This is a genomic window from Pseudomonas sp. PDM32, from assembly GCF_019219225.1.
GTDB lineage: Bacteria > Pseudomonadota > Gammaproteobacteria > Pseudomonadales > Pseudomonadaceae > Aquipseudomonas > Aquipseudomonas laurylsulfatiphila.
On the sequence record NZ_JAHUWE010000007.1, the window covers coordinates 38,625 to 64,145 of the forward strand.

Consider the following 25,521-nt stretch of genomic DNA (forward strand, 5'->3'; position numbering starts at 1 on the left):
CATGCTCAAACCAGCGCTGCTCATCCTCGTTTGCCTGATCTTTCTCGGCCTGGCGCTGCACCTGCTCTATAACGGCTTGCGCCAGACCGGCAACGAACGGATTCTGGGACGCCTGAGCCAGGGGCAACCGCTGCGGGTCGAGCACAAGTCGTCATGGGCGGGCCTTGAGCGGGCGTTCCTGCGTGCCGGACTCGGACGCCCCACCGAACGCCTGGGTCAATGGCTGGTGTTCTGGATACTCGGCGTGCTGCTGGGAGTTGCCCTGGGTGGCTGGATCGGCGCGCTGCTGGTGCTGCTGGTGCCTCCGGTGGCGGTACGACTGTTCGTCAGCTGGCGTTACCAGCGTCGCCTCAGTCGCATGATCGAACAGCTGCCGATGGTGCTCGACCATGCCGTGCGCAGCCTGAAGTCCGGGCGGACCCTGGCCGATGCCGTGCTCGGCGCCATCGATGCGGCCGAAGACCCACTGAAAAATGCCATGGGCCGAATTCAACGCAATGTCCAACTGGGGGTCAACCTGGCAGACGCCGCTTCAGACTTCGCCGAGTTGTACGAGAAAGACGAACTGCGCTTGCTCGCACTCGGCTTGAAGGTCAACCACCGCTACGGCGGCAACGCCAGTGAGCTGCTGGAAAACCTGATCAAGATGATCCGCGAACGCGAGCAAGCGGCACGCCAGTTGAAGGCCATGACCGGCGAAACCCGTATCACTGCCGTGGTCCTGGCCCTGCTGCCGGTCTCGGTTGCTGGCTACTTTCTACTCACCAATCCGACCTACCTGCTTTCCATGTGGCACGACAGCTCGGGGCAAACCATGCTGGCGAGTGCCTTCGGATTTCAGGTGATCGGTTGCCTGGCGCTTTGGCGCATGTTGCGTAGCCTATGACTATGAAGATGCTCTTGCTGGTGAGCGCGCTGCTGCTTTTCGGGGCTGCGCTGTTGTTGCTCAGCGCTTTGCTGGAGCAAAGCCGACGGGCACGCCAGGTGGCCCAGCGACTGGATGGCAAGGCGTCGGGTGATAGCCATCTCACCCAACTGCTGCAAGCCCTGGGTGCCAGCCGCCTGGGGCAACAGTCGGTCAAAATGGACAACGAAACCCAGACCCTGCTCAACCGCCTGGGCTGGCGCAGCGTACGCCAACGCTCACTGTTCGCCGCCTTGCAGGTGGGCGTGCCGGTGCTGGCGCTGTCCTTGTGCCTGTTGGTCCAGGGGCTGTTCTACCCGAATGTGGAGAACCACTGGATCGCCCCAATGCTCGCCACCAGCATGGGCTACCTGTTGCCCAAGCGCTGGCTGGCTGCCGCGGCACAGCGTCGGCAAAAACAACTGGCCACTGAAACCTCGACCTTCATTGCACTGCTGCGCACCCTGTTCGAATCGGGCATGGCGGTGGAGCAATCCCTGCGAGTGCTGAGCCAGGAGGGCAGACAGTTGTTGCCCGCCCTGACCCATGAACTGCGCCTGATTCTGACCCGTGTCGATTCAGGCCTGGAACTGGGCGAAGAGCTGAACAAGACCACCCGCTTGCTTGCGGTAGACGAGTTCACCGACACCTGTGTGATCCTTCAACAATTGATCCATCAGGGTGGCGGCGCGATGAAGTCCCTGCTGGCGCTCAAACAGCTGCTCGACGACCGGCGCCTGACGCGCCTGCAGGAATACATCTCCAAGATGTCCGCCAAGATGTCCGTCGTGATGATGCTGTTTCTCTTCCCGGCGTTGTTGATCGTCCTGGCCGGCCCAGGCTTCACGGCCCTGGGTCGGGCCTTTGTCCACTAATCCTGCGGATCGAGATTATCCAGCGCCCGATTCACCGCCAGCTCACCCAGCATGATCACCTGCGCAATCCCCAGCATCGTATTGCGCTGCGAGCCCTGCAGAAACCCCGCGAAATCACTCGCCATCACACTCGCCGACGCCAGTGATTCACAGGCGTGGGCCAGCAGGGTTTCGGTGTTGATGTCCGGGGCGATGACGAACATCGTGCTGGGTTTGCGGGGGACAGATTGTTTGGGGGGATTTGGGGTGGGTTTGATCATCGTTGCACCTCTGGGATGAAATGGAGCCACGTCCAAATTGCCGCGAAACAAATTGGGGTGGCAGCTGTACGCGGGTTCGCGGACCGATCCCAGAGGCAGCTCGGCATACCCGAAGGTATCCCGCGCACAGTCGCCATGACACAGAACGACAGACACAAGAAAGTGTTGTCGTCAGGTGGAGCGATTATGCCTTAGGAATCGAGCCGCGACGCCCGGACGCTGAATTTTCAGCGACCGACAAAGGCTAGAGATCGCGCTTCCGACGGACAACCTGAAAAGCGTGTCGGAGATTTCCTGGGGATTTGAGGAAAACTACACAGGAATGTGTTGGCTGGAAGGACGTCATCGCGAGCAAGCTCGCTCCCACAGGGTCGAGGTACATCCGCCAGATTCAGGTCGGCCGGCAGGCCGTCATCGCGGGCAAGCCCGCTCCCACAGGGTCGAGGTACATCCGCCAGATTCAGGTCGGCCGGCAGGCCGCCTTCGCGAGCAAGCTCGCTCCCACAGGGTCGAGGTACATCCGCCAGATTCAGGTCGGCCGGCAGGCCGCCTTCGCGAGCAAGCCCGCTCCCACAGGGTCGAGGTACATCCGCCAGATTCAGGTCGGCCGGCAGGCCGCCTTCGCGAGCAAGCCCGCTCCCACAGGGTCGAGGTACAACTGCCAGATTCAGGTCGGCCGGTAGGCCGCCTTCGCGAGCAAGCCCGCTCCCACAGGGTCGAGGTACATCCGCCAGATTCAGGTCGGCCGGTAGGCCGCCTTCGCGAGCAAGCCCGCTCCCACACGGTCGAGGTACATCCGCCAGATTCAGGTCGGCTGGCAGGCCGTCTTCGCGAGCAGGCTCGCTCCCACAGGGTCGAGGTACATCCGCCAGATTCAGGTCGGCCGGTAGGCCGCCTTCGCGAGCAAGCCCGCTCCCACACGGTCGAGGTACATCCGCCAGATTCAGGTCGGCCGGTAGGCCGCCTTCGCGAGCAAGCCCGCTCCCACACGGTCGAGGTACATCCGCCAGATTCAGGTCGGCTGGCAGGCCGTCTTCGCGAGCAGGCTCGCTCCCACAGAAGAGCAAAGGCAGGTCGGCGTACACAAACGCTCTTCACCACTCATCAGGCCGAGCGTTAGCTCGCCTGCAGCTCTTGATCTTGATCCACCCGCCCCCTCGGAAGGCTGAGCGCAGGTGTTCATCCGGGGACAGGCGCGCAGCGCCGTTCGACGCAGTCGAACTCATTGCATGTAGGTCGAAGCGAAGCCGACCGGAGGGCAATGCCCCCGGATGAATACCGGAGCGAAGGAACCCCGAGCCTAAGCGAGGGGCCGTACGTAAGGGGCGAGACCTTTTGGTTACTTTTGGGGCGTTTGCCAAAAGTGACCCGCTGTAAGAGCGGAACCGTAAGCCGCCGTTACCGCAGGAATGGATATGTACTCAACTCAAACCACCAGCATGGTCGGCCCAGAGGCCGCCAAGCCTCAGTGCGCCGAAACCCGCTGCCGCCCCCCGGAACCATTGGGCGACAAAGCCAGCGCCAACTGCGTCCGATTATGCATATGCGTCAACCGCAACACCTGCGACACATACAACTTCACCGTGTTCTCGGTAATACCCAATTCACAGGCAATCTGATAGTTGGTCTGCCCCTTGCCCACCAACCGCGCCACCTCCAGTTGCCGCGGTGACAGCTGATTGAAAATCGCCGGAACCTCCACCGCATCAGTATCAGCGACGCCCCGACCACCCGTGTCTGCCGCCTGCGGCCCGCGCCGAACCTTGTCCAGGTCCTGGTACAGATCATCGATCGACTCGGACAAATACTGCAGCTTCTGGTTCAAATGCCCCAACTGCAGGTTCTTGTGCCTTTCCTGCAAGGCCACTTCCTGGCGCTGCAAACCTTCGAACAACTCATTCAGATCGATCGGTTTCTGGTAATAGTCAGACACGCCGGCACGCAGGGCCTTGATCACATCCTGCTTGTCGGCACACCCGGTGAGCATGATCGCCTCGAACACCCGGTGCTTGCCCGACAGCCGTTGCAATTCCTGCATCAGCTCGATGCCGTCCATGCCGGGCATGTGAAAGTCCAGCAACACCAGGCCGATATCGAGGTCTTCGCTGAAACGCTTGATCGCCTGATAGCCCGATTCGCAGGGAACACAGCGGTAACCTTTGCCCTCCAGAAATTCGCAAAGCTCTTCAACGATCAATGGCGCATCGTCGACCACAAGGACTTTTACTGCCGAAGTAAACTTGCTCACGAGTAACTCCCTGTCAGGTCAAAGGTTGACCCGTCCCACACCAACAGCCAGCGGCTGTACAACGTCTGTCTGAAAAGTAGACGCAGTTTCCGGCTATGTACACAAAAGGGTCGACTAGTGGAGCCAGGCCAATGTCAGCATCAGCCCCGCCAGCACAAAGGGTGCAAATGGCTGCCTCTTTGACATTTCAGGCGCCATATACAAAAGATGGGTTCTAAGCCCTTGACTCATATGGAGCCAGACTCTTGGCGCCAGCAGCAGCCAGAAAACACTGGCCAATCCGGCGCCAATAAACGTGCCGAGCACGTGCATACCGTCCGTCGCAAGACCCAGGGCGGCCATGAGTTTCACATCCCCGCCGCCCATTCGCTTCATGGCGTAACCCGGTAGCGTGAAGCCCACGGCCAACAAAAAAGCCCAGCCGCCCTGTTGCGCCTCGGCCCCTAGCCAGGTCGTGCCGCTCCACAGCAACCACACCAGGGCCAGGGCGCCGGCGCCCAGGGTCAGGCCATTGGCGATGTGCCGTTGCCGGGCATCCTGTGCGGCGCAAAGCGCCAGCCAGATCAATAGGACAAAGCTCTGCATTCGGTAAAAAACGTCCGTTTTGGCTGAATGATTCTATGCTGACATTACTCAGTGTTGGTCAGGGTAGACGCACTCATGAAAGCCAGCCTCCCCCACAAACAAAAAGGTGCCGCCGCGATTGAGTTCGGCCTGGTGTTCATCATTTTTTTTGGCGTGTTCTACGGCATCGTCAGCTATAGCCTGCCGCTGCTGTTGATGCAGTCATTCAATCAGTCGACCGCCGAAGCCGTGCGCCGCAGCGTAGCGCTTGACCCGGCCACCCCCGGCTACAGCGCCGCGCTGATCGCCCGCGCCACGACGGAGCTGACCACGCAAACGGCCTGGATTGCGCCGGCCCTGAACTTCAATGTCGCCACCGACGCCAACATCACTTATGTGGGCGGGCTGCTGACAGTCCGCATCAGTTACCCCACCAATAAAATCAGCGCCGTCATCCCGTTCCTGAATCTGCCCGGGATCGGTCGGGTACCCAATCTGCCGGCCACCCTCACGGCCAGTGCGAGCCTGCAATTTTGAGTGCCGGGGACAAACTGTTCGGGCGCCTGCTCCACCGCCACCCACCACCCCCACCTGAGCCGCCAGAGGCACTGCGGGTGCCCAGCTTCGGCTTGCAGATGCAGCTCAATGCCGATGGGCGTGTCGTTCAATTGAGCGGTCCGCTGCGGCACTTGCTGGCCCAGCAACCCCCCGGCGCACAGGCACCGCACCTGCTCGACTTCCTGTTGCCCCACAACGGCCTCGTCATCGAAGGCGCGCCGGCGCAATGGCAGGGACAAACCCTGGACCTGGACTTCTACAGTCTCAATGGTCCGCCCCTGCATTTGCGCGGCTGGGTGCAACCCTTGGCCGATGCCTGGTTGTTGCAGATGCTCGACATCGGCGACTTGTTGCTCGAGCGCCGGCAATCGCGCAACCGCGAGCAATGCCAGGTATTGACGCTGCAAATCGCCGAACAGTTGCGCCTGTGCAGCCTGACACGCCTGCCCGAAGTGCTGGGTGAACAACTGCAAAGCCTGGCCCAGCGCTTTCAGATTCCCTGCATTGCCCTGGCCTTGCTCGATGAGCAGGAACAGGGTTGGCAGATTCACCAGCACTACACGGCTTTCGATGCACCGCAGCTATGGCATAACGACCAGCGCCTGGGCACGGGGCTGGACAGTTTGAGCGGCTCGGCACCCCAGTACCTGACCCCGCGCGAGCACCCGCGCCTGCAAGGCACGTTCGGCAATACCGATGGCTTCGCCGTGCCCTACCACGATGCGCAAGGGGTGGTCGCCTGGTTGCTGTGCGGTTTCTACACGCCACAACAACGCGCCCCCGATGTCACCGAACGCGACTGGCTGCAAATCACCGGCGCGCTCGCCAGCCCCTTGCTCGAACGCCTGCGCGAGCACCGGCATCACCTGCAACTGGAACGCCTGGAATCGCTGCAAGCGTTGCTGGGCACAGGCTGGTGGGAAATCTTCAGCGACAGCGAAGAGGTGCAGTTGGCACCTTCGCTGACGACAACCCTGAACCTTGGAACATCGCGTTTATCCGTACAGGACTGGCTCAACCAGGTGTATCCCGCCGACCGTGAAGAGCTGCGCATCCGCCTGCAGGACTTGCAGGCGTCGGGAATGCCGCTGCTGTTGTGCGTGCGCCTGTATCGCCCCGACGATGCACTCGAACCCGTCTGGTACCGCCTGCAAGGCCAGGCGCTGGGCGTGGGCAAAAACCGTCGGCTGGTGGGCTTCATGCACGACATCAGCGACATCAAGAATCAGCAGCAGAGCGCCGCCGCCGCCCATGCACGCCTGGACAACCTGATCGCCAGTTCACCGGCGGTGATTTATGTACAGCGCTATGACGAAGGCGCTCTGCAACCGGTGTTCTTCAGCGACAGCCTGTTCCCGTTGCTCGGCTGGACCCTGGCCGACTGCGCACCCGGAACACTGGTGGAGCGGGTGCATCCCGACGACCGCCTGCAGTATTTCGAGCGCACGCGGCTGTTGCTGCGTGAAGGCTCGGTGCGCGCCCGCTATCGGTTGCGCGACAGTCACGGTGACTATCACTGGCTGCTCGATGAAGCGAAGTTGCTGCGCGACGACCTCGGCTTGCCGGTGGAAGCCGTGGGCCTGTGGCTGGACGTCACCGAAGCGACCCTGGCGACCGAGCAGGTCAGGCAGAGTGAGGAGCGCTACCGGATTCTGGTGGAAGACTCGCCGGCGATGATCTGCCGCTACCAGCCGGACCTGACCCTGACCTTCGGCAATCGCCCGCTGGCCACCTATCTGGAATTGGCGCCCGAGCAATTGCCGGGGGTGAATCTGGGCAACTGGATGTCCGGGGAACAGCGCGAGGCATTCACCCGGCGGCTGAACCAGTTGAGCCCGGAGTTTCCGGTGAGCACCGCCGAGATCAACCTGCAACTGCCCGGCCGCGAGCACGCCTGGTGGGTCTGGTCCGATCGCGGGGTGTTCGACGAACAGGGCCGTTTGCTCGAGGTCCAGGCCGTGGGGCGCGACAACACCGAGGTACGACGCTCGCAGCAGCAGCTCACACAAAGCGCGAAAATGGCCACCCTCGGTGAAATGGCCACCGGCCTGGCCCATGAGATCAACCAGCCGTTGAACGTGATGCGCATGGCCATCGTCAATGTCCTCAAGCGCCTCAACAACGGCGACGTACAGGTCGATTACCTGATCGACAAGCTCAGCCGTATCGACACCCAGGTGCAACGCGCCGCGCGGGTGGTGGACCACATGCGGGTGTTCGGCCGTCGCTCGGAAATCGAGCAGCAACCGTTCAACCCGGCCCAGGCCATCGAAGGCACGCTGGCGCTGTTGTCCGAAGGGATGCGCGGCAAAGGTGTCGACCTGCGCATCAGCGAGACCGGTTTTGAAGTGCTGGTGCGCGGCTACGTCGATCAGCTTGAGCAGGTGCTGATCAACCTGATGGTCAACGCCCGGGATGCATTGCTCGGCAAGCGCGAGGCCAACCCCGATTTCAAACCGTGGATTTCGGTGTACGCCGAACGGGATACACGCACGGTACGCCTGTGGGTCGAGGACAACGGCGGCGGTATCGACCCGCGTTTGCTGGAGCGGATTTTCGAGCCGTTCTTCACCACCAAACCGGTGGGTGTCGGCACCGGTCTGGGGCTCTCGGTGAGCTATGGCATCGTCGAGAACATGGGCGGAAAACTGAGCGTGCAAAACGCCACCGAGGGTGCGCGTTTCTGCATTGAACTGCCGATCGTGACGCCGGACTAGATCACCAGCGCCGCTCGTCCCGAGTGACAACTGAGGTTGGCGCCCACCTCGACTTTGTTCAGGTCGATCCCCAGGCTCGCCAGCAACGTATTGATCAGCGTATCCAGTAACGGACTGAGTACCGTATTGATCGCATTGACCAATGCAGTCGTCACCTCACTCAAAATACTGCCCAGACCACCGACGATACTGCCCGACGGCCCATACATGTTCACGCCAAGGTTACTCACGGTGGTGCTCAGACTGTTGACGATGTTGGTCGTGGTGTAGGCGTAGTAAAACGGTGGCTGATTGATCTCCGGCAGGTTGGTGGCCGCCGGCGCGGAATAGACGTGGGGCATGTTGGCATTCTGGGCAACCGCGGTGTTGACCATGATATCGACGCTACCGCCAACGCCAGGCTGATGGTTGTAACAGGTTGGCGGCAAGATCAGCAGCCGCTGGCAGGTCTTCACGCCGATATCGATGACCTTCAAGGGATTGACGTTGTTGCTGGGTGGAACAGTGGGCGAGCCAAACACATCGGCAGGGTTGATCTGCCCGATCTTCAATCCGATCAGTGTGGTGGTGGTGTTGGTCGTCAGGCTTTTGTTCGTCGCACTCACACAACTGTAAGCCGTGACATAACTCCAGGCCCCGGCTGCCTCCAGCGCCACGTCGATGCGTATCGGAGGTGGCAAGAGCTTGATGTCCGGCGTGTCGCACGGCACGAGCAACGCGCAGGTCAATGAGTTGACGACGCCCACCAGGTCCAGATCAAGCAAAGCGTTCAACGTGTTGGCCAAGGGCGCAGCGAGATCGATGACGGCGTTGACCAGAGGGGTGATGGCGTCCAGCACGGGCAGGTTGATCGACAACAATGTCTTGACCTGAGCCGTGCGTACATAGATGCGATTAGGTCCCAAAGGGGCCAATGCCGCGTTTTTCGGATTGCCGATGGCCGACAGTTGCGGCGGCTCCATCACCTGCACCCGTGCAGTGATCTGCGCCAGGCCCGCGAGGTTGATCGGCAAAGTCGCGACCAAGGCATTTTTCTTGTTGGCCAGTTGCACAAACCCTTCGATCAGATCAAAGGCTTTGAGATTCACGGCAAGAGTCGAGATGTCGGTGCCACTTTCAACATGCAACATATTACCCAGCACAACGGACGTCGTACCCGCTGCCACCTTCAACGCTTGCAGGCTGACAATGGTTGCGGAGGCTCCCAGTGTGCCGTTGGGGTCCAGTACGTTGATGGCGGTCTGGATCAACTGGCTGACATTGACCGTACTACCGAGCACCTGGTCGTAGCCGCCAGCGATCAGGCCGAGGTCAACTTTCAACCGATTAAGGTAGCTGAGCAGGCTGATGTCGGTGTTGACCAAGCCGTTCCAGCCCGCCGCACTGATACTGACATTGCCGCCCAGCAATCCCCCGAACAGCAGACTGGTAATGGCCGCCTTGCTGGTATCGAAGGTCAGGGTCGCACTGCGGATCGTCAATGAAGCCACGGGGGGCGGCAGCGCAGCGACCGCCGTAGCGCTCAGCGTCAGCGTCGAGCCCGCCGGTGCACCGCCGGCCAAGGCACCGATGCCACCGGCAATGCTCTGTTGCACGACATGGCTGGCGATAACCCGGATAGCCTCGCTTTTGCTTGGGTCTGCACTGAATACCCGAAGGTTGTTGGCATCCAGGGTCAGCGCACCACACACCACTGCCAGTGCGCGTCCAGTGGAGGGAATGGCGAAACCATTTCGTTGCGCGCTGGCCGTGGCATAGGTGTTCGCGGTTGAGCCGGCGGAACAGTCTCCTCCCCTTGTGGCCGCCTCAAGGGCGGCCATGTCAGCCACGCGTTGCAAACTGCGTTTTTCCAGGTACAGCCTGCCGGTATCGACCACCAACAACATGAATGCCAAAGCCAAGGTCAGGGTCAAAGCGGCCATCAAGCCGATCGCCCCCCGTTGCCGGACCGGGCCGCGAAACTGCATGCGGGGAGACATGGCGCACTCCTTTGCCGGCGCACTGCCGGGCGCGACCTCCGTTGGTGAAAAGCAGTGTAGACAAGGGTGGCCGAGACTGCTGGCAACTCGCCAGCGCAGACAATAAAAAACCCCTGTGAGGCACAGGGGTTGAGAGACTGGCTGATTCTAGGAGGCGTGCGGTGGATAGTTGGCCAATATCCGCGTGACTGTTTCCAGGATGGCATCACGACGATCCGACGGGTTCGGTGTGCGGCTCAGTATCTGTTCGTCACTGCCGCGCCACACCAGTTTGCCGTCCTTGCCGTCCAGCAGGTCGATCTGGATGGTCGCTACCTTGTAGCTGACGTTGCGGGTTTCGTTATACATGGGCGCGCCGTAGTAGCCATACCACGGGTACCCCCACCCGCCGCCGTAGTTGGTGGTCACCTGCTGTTGCCGCTCTTCGACAATCAGGTAGGTCTGCACATTCAAGTCACCCTTGGCACCCGCGGCGGCCGGGCGCAGACCGCGCTGGTCCAGTTGATCGGCAACCGCCTGACGGATGCGCTGGTCGGTCAGGTCGCTCTTGATCCGTGGATCATCGGGACGATATTGCACGGCGGGTTCTTTCCACGCCCAGCTGCGATAGGCAGCAAAATCGCGGCTGGCGTCAAAATCATGATTGACCTGGTTGGCGGCGCAGGCACTGAGCAGCGCGACCATGGCCAGTAGAATGAAACGGCGGAACATGATGGTTCTCCTGCGAAATGCTTCTTATCTACAGAAGCTAACTGGGAGGATACGCCGACATCGCCTTTTCCACAGCCTGCCGTATGGCATCGGCGCGCTCGCTTTCGCTGCCCCGGTTGCCGGTTTCAGCACTGGAACTCCATATCGGTTGACCGCTTTGGGCGTCATACATATCCACCTGAACCACCACGACCTGTTCCTGATAGGTCCGGATGATCGGCACGGTGGCGTACGCGCCATATCCAGGGCCGTAGCCGTTGTAGCCGCCATAACCGCCGCCGTAATAGTCGTCCTGAACCTGACGCAAGCGGGTTTCCATCCGCAGGTCTGCGCTGACAAACAGGTCCGCTGGACGATTGTCATGCAGCGGACGCAAACCCCGCTGATCCAGCGCATTGCTGACCGCTTCGGCAACCTGCGCCGAATCAGCCCAGGCCGTACCCGGTGGCAGGTGCCCGTCGAGCCAGGCCCAACTGCGGTAGCGCCCATAGTCACGGGGTGCTGCCGGGTAAGCGCTGCGGTCGAAGGTCTTGGCGGCCTGGGGCGGTGCCGGCGGCAAGGGGTTGGACGTGGCGACATAGGGATTGCTGCCCTGACAGGCCGCCAGCCCCAGGCAGAACAGCAGTACACCTGAATGACTTTTCATTGCGTGCTCCGATCAGACAGGCCGACAGATCCAGTGCAAGTAACGCCCAAGCCCGGCATAGGCTGGATGACGGCGGTGGGCCAGTTCCATTTCCAACAGGTCCACCAGCTCGGCGCGGGCCTGGAATTCCACCGGCATGTAATCGTGAAAAACCCGCACGCCACTCTGGGTTTCGACCCGCCACAGACCTTCAAGTTGCGCCGCCAGTTCGCGCGGATCAAGGGGCTGCTGCGGGGTCAGACTCTGTTTTTCACCGGCCATGTCGTTCTTGCGCATCTTGCGGAAATGGCCCTTGAGCAAGTTGCGGTAAATCAGCGCATCACGGTTATAGAACGCCAGGGACAGCCAGCCGTCCGCCTTGGTCAGCTGATGCAGCACCGGCAGGATGGCGTGCGGTTCGGCCAGCCATTCCAGCACGGCGTGGCACAGCACCAGGTCGTAAGGCTCGGTGAGCTGCCCGAGCAGTTCTTGCCAGGGTACCTGAATGAAGGTGGCGCTCTGCCCGGCTTCGGCAAAACGTTGGCGGGCGCCTTCGAGCATCGGCTCGGCAGGCTCGGCGAGGGTCACCTGATGGCCGCGCTGGGCCAACCACAACGACATGTGGCCAAGACCAGCGCCGATGTCCAGCACGCGCAGCGGCCGGTCAGGCAAGGTTTCGGCCAGATCGGCCTGCAACACCGCCAGACGGATCGCACCTTTGGCACCGCCGTAGATTTTTTCAGCGAAACGGGTCGCCAGTTGATCGAAATGACGGTCGCTCATCAGCTGAACCTCCGCTCGCTGTCCGCCAGTTTGCTGCGCACCACGGCCTCCATATCCAGGCCCAGTTCGCTGCACAACAGCAACAGATAAAGCACGATGTCACCGACCTCCTGCCCGGCATGGGCGAGTTTGTCCGCCGGCAACTGGCGTGACTGGTCTTCGCTCAGCCACTGGAAAATCTCCACCAGCTCGGACATTTCCACGCTCGCGGCCATGGCCAGGTTTTTCGGGCTGTGAAATTGCCGCCAGTCATTGCGGTCACGGATGGCGTGCAGGCGTTCGGTCAGTTCAACAAGGTTCATCGGGCTCTCCTGAAGGCGTATAGCTTCGGGGGGATGGCCGAGGATGGCAAGTGACAACGGTTGAGTGTCCCGTTTGTTTTTTGAGGGAGCGAGCCTGCTTGCGAAGGCGGCGGCACATCCAACATTGATGTGTCTGATTCAATGCCTTCGCGAGCAAGCCCGCTCCCACAGTTGCGGTGCAACCCTCTATGCTTGTGGGAACTCGGCAGCATGATCGACAGCCCAAGGCTCAATTCTCTTTAATCAGGACGTTCACTCCATGCAGGTAGAAGGCTTTTCCGAATGGCTCGGCCAGGTACTCGGCTCGATCATCCGCTTCATCGTTGATGGCCTCAGTGGGCTGTTCAATCTGTTGAGCAACGCCAGCAGCAATTTTGTCGAAGGCTTGTCCCAGGCGCTGGGCATGGAGACTTCGGTCGTCAGCATCGTGACCTTGATCCTCGGGCTGATTCTGCTGTGGACGGCGATCCGCGCCTTTCTCAATGCGTCCTTCATCATGGGGATCATCTGGTTGATGCTGGGGCTTTGGCTGCTCAGCTGGATCATCCACTGATCCCACATTGGATCGCGGAAGATTTCAAATGTGCCGCTACAATGCCGACTCCCCAAGGAGCCTGCATGTCCAACCTGACCGCCGACTGGCGCGACCGCCCTACCCATCGCCGGGTCTGGGCACTCGCCGCGCCGATGATTCTTTCGAACATTTCCGTACCGCTGGTGGCACTGGTCGACAGCACCGTCATAGGTCACCTGCCCCATGCCCATCAACTTGGCGCCGTCGCGGTCGGGGCCAGTCTGTATACCTTCCTTGCCTGGGCCATGGGTTTTCTGCGCATGGGTTCCACCGGGTTCGCCGCCCAGGCGGCCGGGCGCGGGGATGGTGCGGCCTTGCGGCAGATTCTGTTGCAAGGACTGTTGCTCGCCTTTGGCCTGGCCCTGGTCCTAGGTGCGGTGGGCGTGCCATTGAGTACGGTGGCGCTGCACTTCATGCAACCCTCGGCGGAGCTTGATCAGCTGACCCGCGAGTTTTTCCACACCCGTCTGTTCGGGCTGCCCGCGGCGCTGGCCAGTTATGCACTGGTCGGCTGGTTTCTCGGCACCCAGAATGCCCGGGCGCCGCTGGCGATTCTGCTGAGTACCAACCTGATCAATATCGCCCTGAACCTGTGGTTCGTCCTCGGCCTCGAATGGGGCGTGGTCGGTGCGGCCCGGGCCTCGGTGATTGCCGAATGGACAGGGGCGCTGATCGGCTTGCTGATGACCCGCAAGGCCCTGCGCGCCTATCCCGGGCATATCGTCTGGGCGGCATTGGCGCTGTGGCACAGTTGGCGGCCATTGCTGGCGGTCAACCGCGACATCTTCATCCGCAGCCTGGCGCTGCAATCGGTGTTTTTCCTGATCACGGTGCAGGGCACGCGGCTGGGCGACGCCACGGTCGCGGCCAATGCCCTGCTGCTCAACGGTTTGCTGCTGACCGCCCACGCCCTCGATGGCCTGGCCCACGCCGTGGAAGCGCTGTGCGGGCATGCCCTCGGCGCCCGCGACCGTGATGCCCTGCGACGTTCATTGGTGGTGGCGGGCGGCTGGTCGTTGCTGGCAAGCCTGGGCTTTGCCGCACTGTTTCTGTTCGCCGGGCATTTGTTCATCGAGATGCAGACCGACATTCAAAGTGTGCGCGACACCGCGTTCATCTACCTGCCCTACCTCGCCGTACTGCCGCTGATTGCCGTCTGGAGCTACCTGCTCGACGGCCTTTTCATCGGCGCCACCCGCGCCAGGGAAATGCGCAACGGCATGGTGCTTACCGTGGTGTTGGTGCTGCCTTTCGGCGGGGCACTGCAAGGCTGGGGCAACCATGGCCTGTGGATAACCTTTTTGTTGTTCATGCTGCTGCGCAGCCTGACCCTCGGCGTGATCGCCTGGCGCCTGCGCCGTCACGATGGCTGGTTTGCCGGCAGCACTCACTGAGCGGATCGAGCTCATGGCCAGGGGCGGTCGTTCTGCCACAGGTGGCGCAGGCTATCGAGGCGCTCCTGCTGCGTCCTGCCCGGCAGTGGCTGCACGGGCACGGCGTCGGGATACTGCAAACGTAGCCATATCCAGCCATCAAGCACCGGGCGCTCGCTGAAACCCAGCGCCAGCCCTTCCTGCACATGGGCCCACAGGCGGGAGAAATCGGCACCGGTGGATCGGTTCCAGCGCCAGGCAAGTTGTTCAAGCAGGCAGGTTTGCAGTTTTCCCTGTTGCCCGGCACTGAGGCTCTCCTCGACTGCCAACGGGCTGACCGCCAACCCGGGGTTGGACAAGCGCTGCCACCCCTCACATCCCGTTGCGCGATCGGCCCAACTGCCGCCGAACCAGCGCAACTGCTGGATCGGTCCTAGCCAGCGACTCAGTTCAGCGGCATCGCAGGCATCGAAAAAATAGCTGGCCGTGATCGGGTTGTAGTAGTTCAAAAGGGCCCGGTGCAAGCCAAGCGTCACCGTGAGCATGCGCCGTAAATGTGCCAGCAACGACTCAACGCCGGCCTCGCTGACCATCAGCAATCCGGGCCAGCGTTGGCCGTCGACGATGCACAGATCGGCCAGTGCCGGGCAGCTGCGCAGATCGACCAGGAGCGGCCCCTGCTCGCGCAGCGCATGCCACTCCGTACCTTCGAACAACCCGGACCACCGGGCTTGTGCAAACATCTGCCGAAGCATGACACCCGCCTGCGGCGTGCCCGGCACATCCAGCAACAACCACTGCGGGGGCGCCTCGGGCGTGCGTGTGACGATCATGCTCCAGAGCTCTGGCCAAGCTGCGTCGCCAGACGACAGGTGCACAACGCCTGTGCGCAATGATTGAAACTGCCACCGCCGGGCAGCAGGCACAGCATCAGCAGCGGCTCTGCCGAGTGCAACCATTGCTCCAGGCCCTCATCAGGGGTGCAAATGGCCTGGGGGGTGCCCGCGCTCGTCTCCTCGATCGTTGCCGGCGCATGCAACACTCCGGTTATCTGCGGCTGGTCGGGATCACCTTCGATGAAACTCACGACCAACTCGGTTCCTTCGCGCAATGGCGAGTATGTCTCGGCCTGCAACGGCCCGGCCAATGGCAGCCAACAGTGACTGGGCGCTGCCCCTTCGCCCTGATAGAGCCAGTCGAATTGCACCGGGACCGGCCTTGCCGGATCGGGGGCTTGCTCATCGACCTCCACGACCCACGCCCGCTGCAGGCTGTGCATCTGTGGTTTGCTCGTCGCACTGGGTGGGTCGAAGCGGGTCGGCCATTGCAGGGCACGGGCCTGGTTGTGGTACGGCGTCGCCGTATCCTGGCTGCCCCAATGTTCAACGTGGGTCACCAGCCAGAGCCGATTGCAATCGGCAACCGGATGACCGGACAGTGGCATCACCCGACCGCTGCGCAAGGTCGCCAGGTCTGTCCGGCAATCGACACATTGCGCCTTTGTCGCAGCGCTACGCTGGCGTTCGAGCTGCCGCACTCCCGGCTGATCGCCCTCGCAGCGCAAAACCGCAGGCTCTGCGGTTCGAAAATGTTGCTGATCGTCGCTGAACACCACGCAGTGCCCCCCGACCCGGTTTTCGAAGTGGTAATGCAATCCTTCCTGGGCGCAGAGTCGCTGGACAAATTGCAGGTCCGACTCTCGATATTGCGTGCAGAAATCTCGGGGCGGGTGGTCGCCGCTCAGCGCCAGGTGTCGATCTTTACCAGTAATACCGTGCTCCTTGAGAACCTGATCGAGGATTTGCGGCACCGAGCGGGCGCTGAAAATTCGTTGGCTGAAACGCTGGGCCAGACAAGCCAGTCCTGGTCCCAGGCGCACCTGGCAGAGTCGGGGCCCCGAGGCATGCTCACGCTGGACGAGTTCATGCAATTGCCCATGCACATGGTTTCCGGCTGGCCCGAAATGCAAGGAGGCCGGGCGGTACAGCAAACTGGCAAGATCAAGCACCGGGTCATCGATCAGCAGCTCCAGATCGAACACGAACGGCTCGCTGATGGCTTCTCTACCGGTAAAGGCCAGGACCTCAAAGGCGTCGGGCAAACCTGCAACATCCAGACGAAATGGCGGTTCGCTGACTGGATTGAACATCGGCGTTTCTCTACGGGAGGGGCGGCCGGGGATTCTCGCTGAGAGACATGGCCGAGTAGAGTGCCGAAATACAAATTAGGAAATAACCTACGCGAAAAGAAGACCAAATGAGTTGGGTAGTCGAAAAGGCAGGGAGTTTCCCGTGGAATAGGAGAATTGCCGCACCAGGTCATCTGAAATTTCCGAGGCAAAAGGAAAATTTTCAGACAACCTGATGAGCGTGGTGCTTACCTCAGGAAGACAGGTAAGACGAACGGGTCAGCCCCAGACGCAAGGCATCGAGGAACTGCGTGCGCTCGGTGGCGCTGATGCGGGCACTGGCGCACTTGTCGCGGTAGTGAGTCATCAACTCCTCCGGCGACAAGTGCACGTAACGCAGCATGTCTTCGATGGTGTCGTGGGTTTCGATACCGGCGTGGTACACGCTGCCATCGGCGTTCTGGTAGATGTTCACCGAGTCGGTGTCACCGAACAGGTTGTGCATATCGCCAAGAATTTCCTGGTAGGCACCGACCAGGAACACACCCAGCAAGTAGTCTTCACCTTCGTTCAGCGCGTGCACCGGCAAACTGGTTTCGATGCTCTGCTCGTCGACGTACTGGTTGATCTTGCCGTCGGAGTCACAGGTCAGGTCTTGCAGCACCGCACGACGCAGCGGCTCTTCGTCGAGACGGTGCAGCGGGATGATCGGCAGGACCTGGTCGATGGCCCAGGTGTCCGGCAGGCTCTGGAACACCGAGAAGTTGCAGATGTACTTGTCGGCCAGTTTGTCGTTGAGCTCGTCCAGCACCTGACGGTGGGAACGCTGACGCGCCTTCAGCGAGTTGTGCAGGCGACGGCACACCGCGAAGTAGCATTGCTCGGCCAGCGCTTTCTCAGCCAGGGTCAGCTTGCCGTCGGCGTACTGGGAGGCAACATCGCTCATGTAGTGCGTGGCGCGCCAGTAGGTTTCGGTGACCATCTCGATGTCGGTCGGACCCAGCAGGTCCACCAGCCACTGCACGGTTTCCGGCAGCGCTTCCTTGTTCTCGATCTGTGGCACGTCGTCGTTGTGTTTTTCGACGTCGGTCACCTGGATCACCAGCATGGCGTGGTGCGCGGTCAGGGAGCGGCCGCTTTCGGAGAAGATATTCGGGTGCGGCAGGCTCTGCGCATCGCAGAACTCCTTGAGCATCCCGACCACGACGCCGGCGTAATCGTCCATGTCGTAGTTGATCGAACTGGCGTTACGCGAGTGCGTGCCGTCGTAGTCCACGCCCAGGCCGCCACCGACATCGATGTGGTCAACCGGCAGGCCGAGGTTGCGCAACTCGCCGTAGTAGCGGATCGCTTCCTTGAAGCCGTGCTGGTAGTCCGCCAGGTTGGCGATCTGCGAGCCCATGTGGAAGTGCAGCAGGCGAATGCCCTGGTCCAGGCCGGCCGCGCGGAAACGCTCGACCACCGACAGCAGTTGCGCCGCCGACAGGCCGAACTTGGATTTCTCGCCGCCAGTATCTGCCCACTTGCTCGACGCCAGGGATGACAGGCGCACGCGCAGGCCGACCTGAGGCTTGACCTTGAGCGAGGTCGCTTCTTCGATCACCAGGCCGACTTCGGATTCTTTCTCGATCACGATGAACACGTTGTGGCCGAGCTTCTGGCCCATCAGCGCCAGGCGGATGAACTCACGGTCCTTGTAACCGTTGCAGACGATGGTCCCGCCCTTCGGCGCCAGCGCCAGCACGGCCAGAAGTTCAGGCTTGGAACCGGCTTCCAGACCGATGGAAACGTTCTGGGTGGCGATGATGTTTTCAATCACCGCTTCCTGCTGGTTCACCTTGATCGGATACAGCGCGGTGTACTTGCTCTGGTATTCCAGACGCTCGATGTTGGCATCGAACGCGCCGGTCAGCTGACGCACGCGGTCTTGCAGAATGTCCGGGAAACGGACCAGCAACGGCAAGGACAGGCCGCTTTTGCGCAGCTGGTCGACTTGCTCGAACAGGTCGATAGGCGAGCTGCTCGGACCGTTCGGACGAACTTCGACGCGACCGGCGTCATTGATCGCGAAATACCCGGCCCCCCAATGGCGAATCCCGTAAACACTGCGGCTGTCCGCAACTGTCCATTGGCTGCCATCGTCTTTGCGTGTGCGTCGTACGGACATCGAAGTCCCCTATAAAGAAGTCATAGTGCGTCGCCTGGATTCAGGCCGGCGCAGTCTAAAGAATGAAAATGACGGTTCGTCAACGAGGCAATAGACCCCGCCGACCGCAGTGAGTTTAGAAACCGGTCATGAACAGGCTCTGTGAAAACCATGTGGACGGCGCCAGACCTGAATGCCATCAGGACCGGATCAAGCCGAGGGTGGTTTTCACAGAGGCTGCTAGCCGCCGGACTTCTTCGCCTTGAAACCGAGCTTGATCAGTTCTGCCAAGAGTAGCTCGACATGATCGCCCTGGATTTCGATGACACCGTCTTTCAACGCCCCACCCGTACCGCAACGCTTCTTCAACGTCGTGGCCAGTTCCTTGAGCGCATCTTCAGCCAACGGCACGCCGGTGATGGTGGTCACCGTCTTGCCGCCACGGCCCTTGCTTTCGCGACGCACGCGCGCAATGCCGTCGCCGGCCGGGATAACGGTCTGTTTGCAGATGCAGGCGTCCACCGGTTTACTGCATTCCGGGCAATGACGACCTGCGTCGGTGGAAAATACCAGGCCGCCCAAGGCGGCGAAGGATGCGGCTTTTTTGGCCACCGGCAATCCTCTTCGGAGGACAAAGACTGGTCGCAGCACTTGGGAAGGCTATCGACCGCGAAGCCCCACTCAGGCAGGGGCAGCGCTACTGAAACGGTACAACCCAATTACGACCTTGTGTAGGAGCTGTCGAGTGCAACGAGGCTGCGATCTTTTGATCTTGATTAAAAGATCGCAGCCTCGTTGCACTCGACAGCTCCTACAGGAAGCAATACCGGTTCAGTTTGAAAAGGTCGCGCAGTGTAACGGCAAAAACGCCGATTGCTAAGAGCCAATCGGCGCCAATTTATAGCTGTTTTGCGACGTTGCTTTGTTGAGCCTTCAGATAGCGCTTCAACGCTGCCAGAGAGTCCGGACAGTAAGGCTTTTGCTCGATCTCCCGCATGACCTGATCGATGGGGATAAAGCGTGCTTCGAGCACCTCTTCCGGTTGCAGGGTCAACGGGCCGTCCCACACCGCCGAGAACGCCGAGCACCACAGGCGATTGCCCGTGTCCTCGAAGAAGAAATGGTCATGGGCGGTCAGCTCCACGCCACTCACGCCCAGTTCTTCTTCCAGTTCCCGGGCTGCCGATTCGGCGTAGGTTTCGGTAGCGAGCACCATGCCCCCCGCTGCCACGTCCCAGTAACCGGGATAGATCGCCTTGCTCAGGGTGCGGCGATGCACGCACAACTCGCCAGCGGAATTGAACAACATGATGTAGGTACCGCGCCCGATCAGCCCGCGCTCGCGCAAATCGGAACGGACCAGGGCGCCCAGCAGGTTGTCCTGCTCGTCGACCCAGGCGATGTGTTCGGCATCGGAAGCCGCACGGTGTGCGGCTTCCCTGGTGTTTTCGACCATGACTCAGCCCTGATTGAGCAGTTGACGCAAATCGATCACCGCGGCGTTGGCCCGGGAAATGTAGTTGGCCATGACCAGCGAGTGGTTGGCCAATACGCCGAAGCCACTGCCGTTAAGAATCATCGGGCTCCATACCGGCTCCTGCGAGGCTTCCAGCTCACGAATGATCTGGCGCACGCTGACCGTGGCGTTTTTCTTGGCCAGCACATCGGCGAAGTCGACTTCGATGGCGCGCAATAGGTGCGACAGCGCCCAGGCCTGGCCGCGGGCTTCGTAGAACACGTTGTCGATCTGCATCCACGGTGTCTCGACGATTTCTTCGTCGACCTGCGGCACCTCGCCCGGTGCCACGACTTCGGTTTTCAATGCGGTGTTGAGCTTGACCCGTCCCACACTGGCCGACAGCCGTTGCGACAGCGAACCCAGGCGGGTACCGACATCACCCAGCCAGTTGTTCAGGTTGTCGGCACGAGCATAGAACAGCGCGCTCTTCTGGTTCGGATCGGACAGGCGCGCCTGATAGCGACTCAGGGAGTTGATGCCTTCCTGGTACTCGGACTCACTGGACGGCAGCACCCAGCTCTTGTTGTCGAAGTTGAAACGCGGTTCGGCCTTGGCCAGGTCGGCGTCTTCGGCGGACTGCGACTGCGAACGGGCGAAGTCTTTGCGCAACGCCCGGCTCAGGTCGCGGACCTGCACCAGCACGCCATATTCCCAGCTCGGCATGTTGTCCATCCACAGGCCTGGCGGGAAACGGTCGTTGGATATATAGCCGCCCGGCTTGGTCAGCAAGGTGCCGGCGACGGTCTTGAGGGTTTCCACCGTGGTGTAGCCGACGACCATCTGCTTGCCTTCTTTCTCGGCCGCCAGTTGTGCGGTTTGCTGGACCGGGAAGAGCGCCGGCTCCTGGCTCCAGTACCAGCCCAGGACACTCGCCACCAACAGGTAGATGCCCAGTAGAGTGGCCAGCGCCCGGCTGAAAAACAGACCCCCCAGGTAACTGCGGGCCTCCGACTTCGGTTCAGCGGTACGTTCAGGCGCACTGCCTGTGCGGTTCTTCCAGTCCAGCATGGCGGTATCCTTTCAATCTCTTGAGTTCAACGATTCGACCACAACCATACAACAACGTGCCTTGGCCCGGCACCCGCCATTGCATCAATGGGGGAAATTACCGGGCTTGTGGATGAAAAGTATTTCTACCCACGCAACGATGCGGCGGCCGTCGAAATCCCCCTGAGGGTTTGCATTGTCCTCTCTAAGGGAATCCCTGATCCCCTGAAGCCAAAGAAAACAGCCAGATCAGCACGGGCCAAAGATCATGAATGATCAACTATCAGTCACGCGCCAATTGCCGGCCCGCGCCCACCAAGTGCCCTGAATAAAGCACTTCCCCCCCACACACCGCGACTTTAAAGGCTCGAACCAGACTACCAGGTCACAAACTGAATAAGGTCGCATTGCAGATTATTGACGTACAGCACTCGTGTAATGGGAAAGTGATGCTAGCATAGAGCCACCAGTCGACCTCAGTGTGCACCCTAACTAGTAGTCAGGATATGACCGAGCCAGAAGACCCGAGCCGCGAGCGCCTCAAGCACCACTTTGCCCAGCGGGTAATTCATCAGGCTCGTCAGATTCTTGAGATATGGCAGCGCCTGCAACGCAGCGAGTGGTCCACCGCCGACCTGTCGGAACTGAGCGAGGCCAATCTGCGCCTGCTGCGTTTCGCCGAGCGCTTCGAGCAACCGGAACACACGCAACTGGCGCGTCATATCGGTCAATCCCTGGAGGCTGTCGACGCCAACCGCGGACGCCTGAGCAGCGGCCTGATCACCGACCTCAATCGCTTGATGCAGCGCCTGTCACGCACCGGCCTGCGCCATGGCGACCAACTCGATCAAACCTTCCTGCCGCCACTGCGCAAGCCCATCTATGTGATGCTGCAGGATCACGACCGCGCCGAGCGCCTGGCCAAACAACTGGAATTCTTCGGGCTCAGCGCCCAGTCGCTGGACAGCGTAGACGCGTTTCGCTCCTCGATGGTCGAGCGCCTGCCGGCGGCGATTGTCATGGACGTGGACTTCAGCGGCCCCGGTGTCGGCCTGAAGCTGGCCGCCGAAGCCCAGGAAGGCCTGGACCATCGCTTGCCGCTGCTGTTCTTCAGCCTGCACGAAACCGACACACCAACCCGCCTCGCCGCCGTGCGTGCCGGCGGCCAGGAGTTCCTCACCGGCACCCTCGAAGCGTCGAGCCTGCTGGAGAAAATCGAAGTCCTGACCTGCGTCGCCCAATACGAACCTTATAAAGTGTTGATCATCGACGACTCCCGCGCCCAGGCCCTGCACACCGAGCGCCTGCTCAACAGTGCCGGGATCGTCACCCGGACGTTGATCGAGCCGATCCAGGCCATGGCCGAACTGGCGGACTTCCAGCCGGACCTGATCATCCTCGACATGTACATGCCGGCCTGCACCGGTACGGAACTGGCCAAGGTGATCCGTCACAACGACCGTTATGTCAGCGTGCCGATCATTTACCTGTCGGCCGAAGACGACCTGGACAAGCAACTCGACGCCATGAGCGAGGGCGGCGATGACTTCCTGACCAAACCGATCAAGCCCCGGCACCTGATCACCACTGTGCGCAACCGTGCAGCAAGGGCCCGCAACCTCAAGGCACGGATGGTCCGCGACAGCCTCACCGGCCTGTACAACCACACGCACATCCTGCAATTGCTTGAAGACTGCTCGTTCCGTGCCCGCCGCGAGAACAAGCCGCTGAGTTTTGCCATGCTCGACATCGACCACTTCAAACGGGTCAACGACAGCCACGGCCACCCCATGGGCGACCGGGTGATCAAGAGCCTGGCGCTGTTTCTCAAGCAACGCCTGCGCAAAACCGACTTCATCGGCCGCTACGGTGGCGAAGAGTTCGCCATCGTCATGCCGGACACCGATATCGAAGCGGCCTACAACGTGCTCGATGAAATCCGTCAGCGTTTTGCCGAGATTCACTACCCCGCCCAACCCCAGGACCTGTGGTGCACCTTCAGTGCCGGGGTGGTTGAGTTCTGCGAAAGCTCCGACAGCCTGATGATGGCCAGCCTGGCAGACGAGGCGCTGTACCGTGCCAAGGGCGGCGGACGCAATCGCGTACAGGCCGCTCGCACACCAAAGCAAAGTGCCACTTTTTCATCGGAATCGACCGACACAGTCATAACCCTGTAACAGAAACGCAATAACTTCAGGCGCTTACCATTTCTGTCGTTGGTAGTCCTTAATGCGCCTGAAGCTGCTGACCAATCTCAATACCCTCCTTTTGGTGGCCGTGTGCGTGGCCCTCGGCGCCACGCTGTGGTGGTCGCAAAAAGCCCTTGAGCGTCCGTACCTATTAATGGAGCGCTACCTGGGCCTGTCGCAGCAGTTTCAGAATGAAGTCGCCCGCAGCGTCGAGGATTACCTTGGCAGCGGCGATGCCCTGCGCCTGAGCAGTGCCGCCCAAGGCATCGACAGCCTGCAAAAACAACTCGGCGAATTGCCACCCGCCCTGGCCGAGACCTTGCGCCCGAGCCTGTCGACCCTTGAAGAGTTCAGCAAGACCGACCTGCTGGCAGCCGGCAAACTGGCCGGCGATCCGCAGGCCCTGCTGCTGCAGGCCGAACGGGAACTGGGTGCCAGTCTCGATCAGCTGAGCCAGTACGCCAGTGGCAATGCCGCCTATCTGACACCGCTGCTCAGCGCATCGCAGCACCTGGGCAAGTTGTCCCTGGCGCGGGAAAAGCTGGTCAGCAGCGGCCGCAGCGAGCTGGCCGCCGACGTCGAACGCGAAGTGACCAACATCCGCACCCAGGCGGAGAAACTCGATGCCCTGCCCTTGCTGGGCGTGACCTCCAGCAGCGAATCGAACACCGATGATTTCGCCGCGATGATGGGCCTTGAGAATCAGGAAAAAACCGTCGCCGAAGATGCCGGCGTCGGCCTCAAGCGTGAACTCAACAGCCTGCTCACCCGCTACCCGGCCGAGCTCGCGCGCACCCGTGATCAAATCGGCAAACGCGCTGACCTGAGCACCGCGACTCACCTGAAAATCGCCGACGTGCAACAGGCCATTGCCGGGCTGGAGCCGGTGGTACGCGCCCAGCACGGGCAGATTCAGGGTGAAGTGCGGCTGATGCAAGGCGTGATGATCGGCTTGATCCTGTTGATCGCGCTGCTGATCGACACCCTGCAGCGCAAACTGGCCCGGACCCTGACCAACCTCGCCCCGGCCCTGTCGACCTGGGCCGAAGGCGACTTCAGCCGCGACATTCAACTGGGCAACACCAACCGTGAACTGCATGACATTGAAGCCTCGCTCAACCGCCTGCGCGCTTATCTGGTGGACCTGGTGGGAACCATTCGCCTCAATGCCGAGCAAGTGGCCGGCAGCAGCCGCACCCTGGCCGACCTGAGCAACGATTTGCATGACGGCGCGCAACATCAGGCCGGCGATACGGCGTTGATCCGCGACTCCCTCAGCGAGCTGGAAGCGACCATCCAGCAAGTTGCCGGCGATGCCAGCCAGGCTGCCGACGCCAGCCGCCACGCCGGCCTGGCCGTGGAGCACGGACAGAAAGTCATCGGTCTGAGCCTCACCGGTCTGCATGCGCTGGTGGATGAAGTGCAAGGCAATGCGCAAATGATCGAACACCTGGCCGAGGAGTCGGCCACCATCGGCGGCGTGTTGACAGTGATCCGCTCGATCGCCGACCAGACCAACCTGCTGGCCTTGAACGCGGCAATCGAGGCGGCCCGGGCCGGGGAAATGGGCCGCGGCTTTGCCGTGGTGGCCGAAGAGGTGCGCTCACTGGCGCAACGTACCGCCGGGGCCACGGCAGAAATCCAGACGCTGATCGCCGGTCTGCAAACCGCCGCGCGGCATTCGGTGGAAGGCATGCGTGCCCAGGTCGAACACGCCGAAGCCACGGCCAGCCAGGCCCAGGCCGCCGACGGCGCGCTGGATAAAATCGTCGCGGCGATCCAGACCATTTCCGACACGGCGGTGCGCATCGCCGATGTCACCGCCCAGCAAAGCGGTGCGGTCAGCGAGATCCGTGATCACAGCGAGCGGATTCATCAGTTGGGTGGGGATAACTTGCTGCGCATTGGCGAAGGGCGTGAGCAGGGGGAGAATTTGCTGGTGCTGGGTGGACGACTGCACACCGCCGTTCAAGCCTTCCGCGTCTGACCACCCCCTGTAGGAGCTGCCGAAGGCTGCGATCTTTTGATCTTGATCTTTAAAATCAAAGTCAAAAGATCGCAGCCTTCGGCAGCTCCTAC

At 61.3% G+C, this 25,521-nt stretch carries 22 protein-coding genes; 8 read left to right on the top strand and 14 right to left on the bottom strand.

The features are described from left to right. Position 1: 1 nt before the first annotated feature. Both KW846_RS14680 and KW846_RS14685 read left to right on the top strand, forming a co-directional pair. Positions 2–886 (top strand): type II secretion system F family protein, encoded by an 885-nt coding sequence (locus tag KW846_RS14680; RefSeq protein ID WP_218483032.1) that lies wholly within the window; start codon positions 2–4, stop codon positions 884–886. A gap of 2 nt (positions 887–888) precedes the next feature. Continuing rightward, a complete protein-coding gene (locus KW846_RS14685) occupies positions 889–1,779 on the top strand; it encodes a type II secretion system F family protein (protein WP_218483368.1) in 891 nt (296 codons plus the stop codon). Here KW846_RS14685 and KW846_RS14690 read toward each other — a convergent pair. The 3 genes from KW846_RS14690 to KW846_RS14700 form a co-directional block, all read right to left on the bottom strand. Then, a complete protein-coding gene (locus KW846_RS14690; RefSeq protein WP_218483034.1) occupies positions 1,776–2,039 on the bottom strand; it encodes a DUF6124 family protein in 264 nt (87 codons plus the stop codon). The two genes, KW846_RS14685 and KW846_RS14690, sit on opposite strands and share 4 nt — an antisense overlap. A 1,465-nt stretch (positions 2,040–3,504) precedes the next feature. After that, complete coding sequence (locus KW846_RS14695) at positions 3,505–4,287, bottom strand: response regulator transcription factor (protein ID WP_218483036.1); 783 nt, start codon at positions 4,285–4,287, stop codon at positions 3,505–3,507. 114 nt (positions 4,288–4,401) lie between these two features. Beyond that, a complete protein-coding gene (locus KW846_RS14700; protein ID WP_218483039.1) occupies positions 4,402–4,872 on the bottom strand; it encodes a prepilin peptidase in 471 nt (156 codons plus the stop codon). A gap of 75 nt (positions 4,873–4,947) precedes the next feature. Between KW846_RS14700 and KW846_RS14705 the strand changes: the two genes are divergently transcribed. Together KW846_RS14705 and KW846_RS14710 are read left to right on the top strand one after the other, a co-directional pair. Next, positions 4,948–5,388 carry a TadE/TadG family type IV pilus assembly protein gene (locus KW846_RS14705; RefSeq protein WP_116582433.1) on the top strand — a complete coding sequence of 147 codons (441 nt, stop codon included), beginning with the start codon at positions 4,948–4,950 and terminating at the stop codon, positions 5,386–5,388. Then, positions 5,385–8,126 (top strand): PAS domain-containing sensor histidine kinase, encoded by a 2,742-nt coding sequence (locus KW846_RS14710; protein ID WP_218483040.1) that lies wholly within the window; start codon positions 5,385–5,387, stop codon positions 8,124–8,126. The genes KW846_RS14705 and KW846_RS14710 overlap by 4 nt, the downstream gene beginning before the upstream one ends. Here the strand turns inward: KW846_RS14710 and KW846_RS14715 are convergent. From KW846_RS14715 to KW846_RS14735, 5 genes are all read right to left on the bottom strand, one after another. Beyond that, positions 8,123–10,105: a pilus assembly protein TadG-related protein gene (locus KW846_RS14715; RefSeq protein ID WP_218483042.1), complete on the bottom strand. Its 1,983-nt coding sequence runs from the start codon at positions 10,103–10,105 to the stop codon at positions 8,123–8,125. The genes KW846_RS14710 and KW846_RS14715 overlap by 4 nt on opposite strands. 147 nt (positions 10,106–10,252) lie before the next feature. Then, positions 10,253–10,816 (bottom strand): DUF4136 domain-containing protein, encoded by a 564-nt coding sequence (locus KW846_RS14720; RefSeq protein ID WP_102700481.1) that lies wholly within the window; start codon positions 10,814–10,816, stop codon positions 10,253–10,255. Positions 10,817–10,853: 37 nt separating this feature from the next. Further along, the gene (locus KW846_RS14725) at positions 10,854–11,462 is read right to left on the bottom strand and encodes a DUF4136 domain-containing protein (RefSeq protein ID WP_218483044.1); all 609 of its coding nucleotides are present in this window, start codon (positions 11,460–11,462) and stop codon (positions 10,854–10,856) included. Between the two features lie 12 nt (positions 11,463–11,474). Then, entirely contained in the window at positions 11,475–12,224 is a 750-nt protein-coding gene (locus KW846_RS14730) for a methyltransferase (protein WP_218483047.1), read from the bottom strand. Continuing rightward, on the bottom strand, positions 12,224–12,526 hold the full coding sequence (locus KW846_RS14735; RefSeq protein ID WP_126049043.1) for a MazG-like family protein: 303 nt from the start codon (positions 12,524–12,526) through the stop codon (positions 12,224–12,226). The genes KW846_RS14730 and KW846_RS14735 overlap by 1 nt, the downstream gene beginning before the upstream one ends. A gap of 259 nt (positions 12,527–12,785) precedes the next feature. On the opposite strand from KW846_RS14735, the gene KW846_RS14740 reads away from it, so the two are divergent. Continuing rightward, positions 12,786–13,079: a hypothetical protein gene (locus tag KW846_RS14740; RefSeq protein WP_007971346.1), complete on the top strand. Its 294-nt coding sequence runs from the start codon at positions 12,786–12,788 to the stop codon at positions 13,077–13,079. Positions 13,080–13,144: 65 nt separating this feature from the next. Continuing rightward, positions 13,145–14,494, top strand: a complete 1,350-nt coding sequence (locus KW846_RS14745) for an MATE family efflux transporter (RefSeq protein WP_218483050.1) — start codon at positions 13,145–13,147, stop codon at positions 14,492–14,494. Positions 14,495–14,505: 11 nt separating this feature from the next. Here KW846_RS14745 and KW846_RS14750 read toward each other — a convergent pair whose 3' ends face one another. From KW846_RS14750 to KW846_RS14775, 6 genes are all read right to left on the bottom strand, one after another. Then, on the bottom strand, positions 14,506–15,306 hold the full coding sequence (locus tag KW846_RS14750; RefSeq protein ID WP_218483053.1) for a DUF4123 domain-containing protein: 801 nt from the start codon (positions 15,304–15,306) through the stop codon (positions 14,506–14,508). Further along, positions 15,303–16,622: a type VI secretion system Vgr family protein gene (locus tag KW846_RS14755; protein ID WP_218483055.1), complete on the bottom strand. Its 1,320-nt coding sequence runs from the start codon at positions 16,620–16,622 to the stop codon at positions 15,303–15,305. Before KW846_RS14755 ends, KW846_RS14750 begins: the two co-directional genes overlap by 4 nt. Positions 16,623–16,854: 232 nt before the next feature. Beyond that, on the bottom strand, positions 16,855–18,768 hold the full coding sequence (speA, locus tag KW846_RS14760; RefSeq protein ID WP_007971353.1) for an arginine decarboxylase: 1,914 nt from the start codon (positions 18,766–18,768) through the stop codon (positions 16,855–16,857). Between the two features lie 219 nt (positions 18,769–18,987). Then, positions 18,988–19,359 carry a translation initiation factor Sui1 gene (locus tag KW846_RS14765; RefSeq protein WP_007991289.1) on the bottom strand — a complete coding sequence of 124 codons (372 nt, stop codon included), beginning with the start codon at positions 19,357–19,359 and terminating at the stop codon, positions 18,988–18,990. A gap of 286 nt (positions 19,360–19,645) precedes the next feature. Beyond that, positions 19,646–20,203 (bottom strand): NUDIX hydrolase, encoded by a 558-nt coding sequence (locus KW846_RS14770; protein WP_218483056.1) that lies wholly within the window; start codon positions 20,201–20,203, stop codon positions 19,646–19,648. Between the two features lie 3 nt (positions 20,204–20,206). Beyond that, positions 20,207–21,274, bottom strand: coding sequence for a DUF2333 family protein (locus KW846_RS14775; RefSeq protein WP_218483058.1), 1,068 nt, complete (start codon positions 21,272–21,274; stop codon positions 20,207–20,209). A gap of 485 nt (positions 21,275–21,759) precedes the next feature. Here KW846_RS14775 and gcbA point away from each other — a divergent pair, with 485 nt between their 5' ends. Beyond that, positions 21,760–23,430, top strand: a complete 1,671-nt coding sequence (gene gcbA / locus KW846_RS14780; protein ID WP_218483060.1) for a diguanylate cyclase GcbA — start codon at positions 21,760–21,762, stop codon at positions 23,428–23,430. Between the two features lie 955 nt (positions 23,431–24,385). Then, positions 24,386–25,429 (top strand): methyl-accepting chemotaxis protein, encoded by a 1,044-nt coding sequence (locus tag KW846_RS30465; protein ID WP_371321754.1) that lies wholly within the window; start codon positions 24,386–24,388, stop codon positions 25,427–25,429. Positions 25,430–25,521: the final 92 nt, after the last annotated feature.

Coding starts and splice junctions, on each gene's coding strand:
- KW846_RS14680 (WP_218483032.1), top strand. CDS start 2: ATGCTCAAACCAGCGCTGCTCATCCTCGTTTGCCTGATCTTTCTCGGC.
- KW846_RS14685 (WP_218483368.1), top strand. CDS start 889: ATGAAGATGCTCTTGCTGGTGAGCGCGCTGCTGCTTTTCGGGGCTGCG.
- KW846_RS14690 (WP_218483034.1), bottom strand. CDS start 2,039: ATGATCAAACCCACCCCAAATCCCCCCAAACAATCTGTCCCCCGCAAA.
- KW846_RS14700 (WP_218483039.1), bottom strand. CDS start 4,872: ATGCAGAGCTTTGTCCTATTGATCTGGCTGGCGCTTTGCGCCGCACAG.
- KW846_RS14705 (WP_116582433.1), top strand. CDS start 4,948: ATGAAAGCCAGCCTCCCCCACAAACAAAAAGGTGCCGCCGCGATTGAG.
- KW846_RS14715 (WP_218483042.1), bottom strand. CDS start 10,105: ATGTCTCCCCGCATGCAGTTTCGCGGCCCGGTCCGGCAACGGGGGGCG.
- KW846_RS14720 (WP_102700481.1), bottom strand. CDS start 10,816: ATGTTCCGCCGTTTCATTCTACTGGCCATGGTCGCGCTGCTCAGTGCC.
- KW846_RS14725 (WP_218483044.1), bottom strand. CDS start 11,462: ATGAAAAGTCATTCAGGTGTACTGCTGTTCTGCCTGGGGCTGGCGGCC.
- KW846_RS14730 (WP_218483047.1), bottom strand. CDS start 12,224: ATGAGCGACCGTCATTTCGATCAACTGGCGACCCGTTTCGCTGAAAAA.
- KW846_RS14735 (WP_126049043.1), bottom strand. CDS start 12,526: ATGAACCTTGTTGAACTGACCGAACGCCTGCACGCCATCCGTGACCGC.
- KW846_RS14740 (WP_007971346.1), top strand. CDS start 12,786: ATGCAGGTAGAAGGCTTTTCCGAATGGCTCGGCCAGGTACTCGGCTCG.
- KW846_RS14745 (WP_218483050.1), top strand. CDS start 13,145: ATGTCCAACCTGACCGCCGACTGGCGCGACCGCCCTACCCATCGCCGG.
- KW846_RS14750 (WP_218483053.1), bottom strand. CDS start 15,306: ATGATCGTCACACGCACGCCCGAGGCGCCCCCGCAGTGGTTGTTGCTG.
- KW846_RS14755 (WP_218483055.1), bottom strand. CDS start 16,622: ATGTTCAATCCAGTCAGCGAACCGCCATTTCGTCTGGATGTTGCAGGT.
- speA (WP_007971353.1), bottom strand. CDS start 18,768: ATGTCCGTACGACGCACACGCAAAGACGATGGCAGCCAATGGACAGTT.
- KW846_RS14770 (WP_218483056.1), bottom strand. CDS start 20,203: ATGGTCGAAAACACCAGGGAAGCCGCACACCGTGCGGCTTCCGATGCC.
- KW846_RS14775 (WP_218483058.1), bottom strand. CDS start 21,274: ATGCTGGACTGGAAGAACCGCACAGGCAGTGCGCCTGAACGTACCGCT.
- gcbA (WP_218483060.1), top strand. CDS start 21,760: ATGACCGAGCCAGAAGACCCGAGCCGCGAGCGCCTCAAGCACCACTTT.
- KW846_RS30465 (WP_371321754.1), top strand. CDS start 24,386: ATGATCGGCTTGATCCTGTTGATCGCGCTGCTGATCGACACCCTGCAG.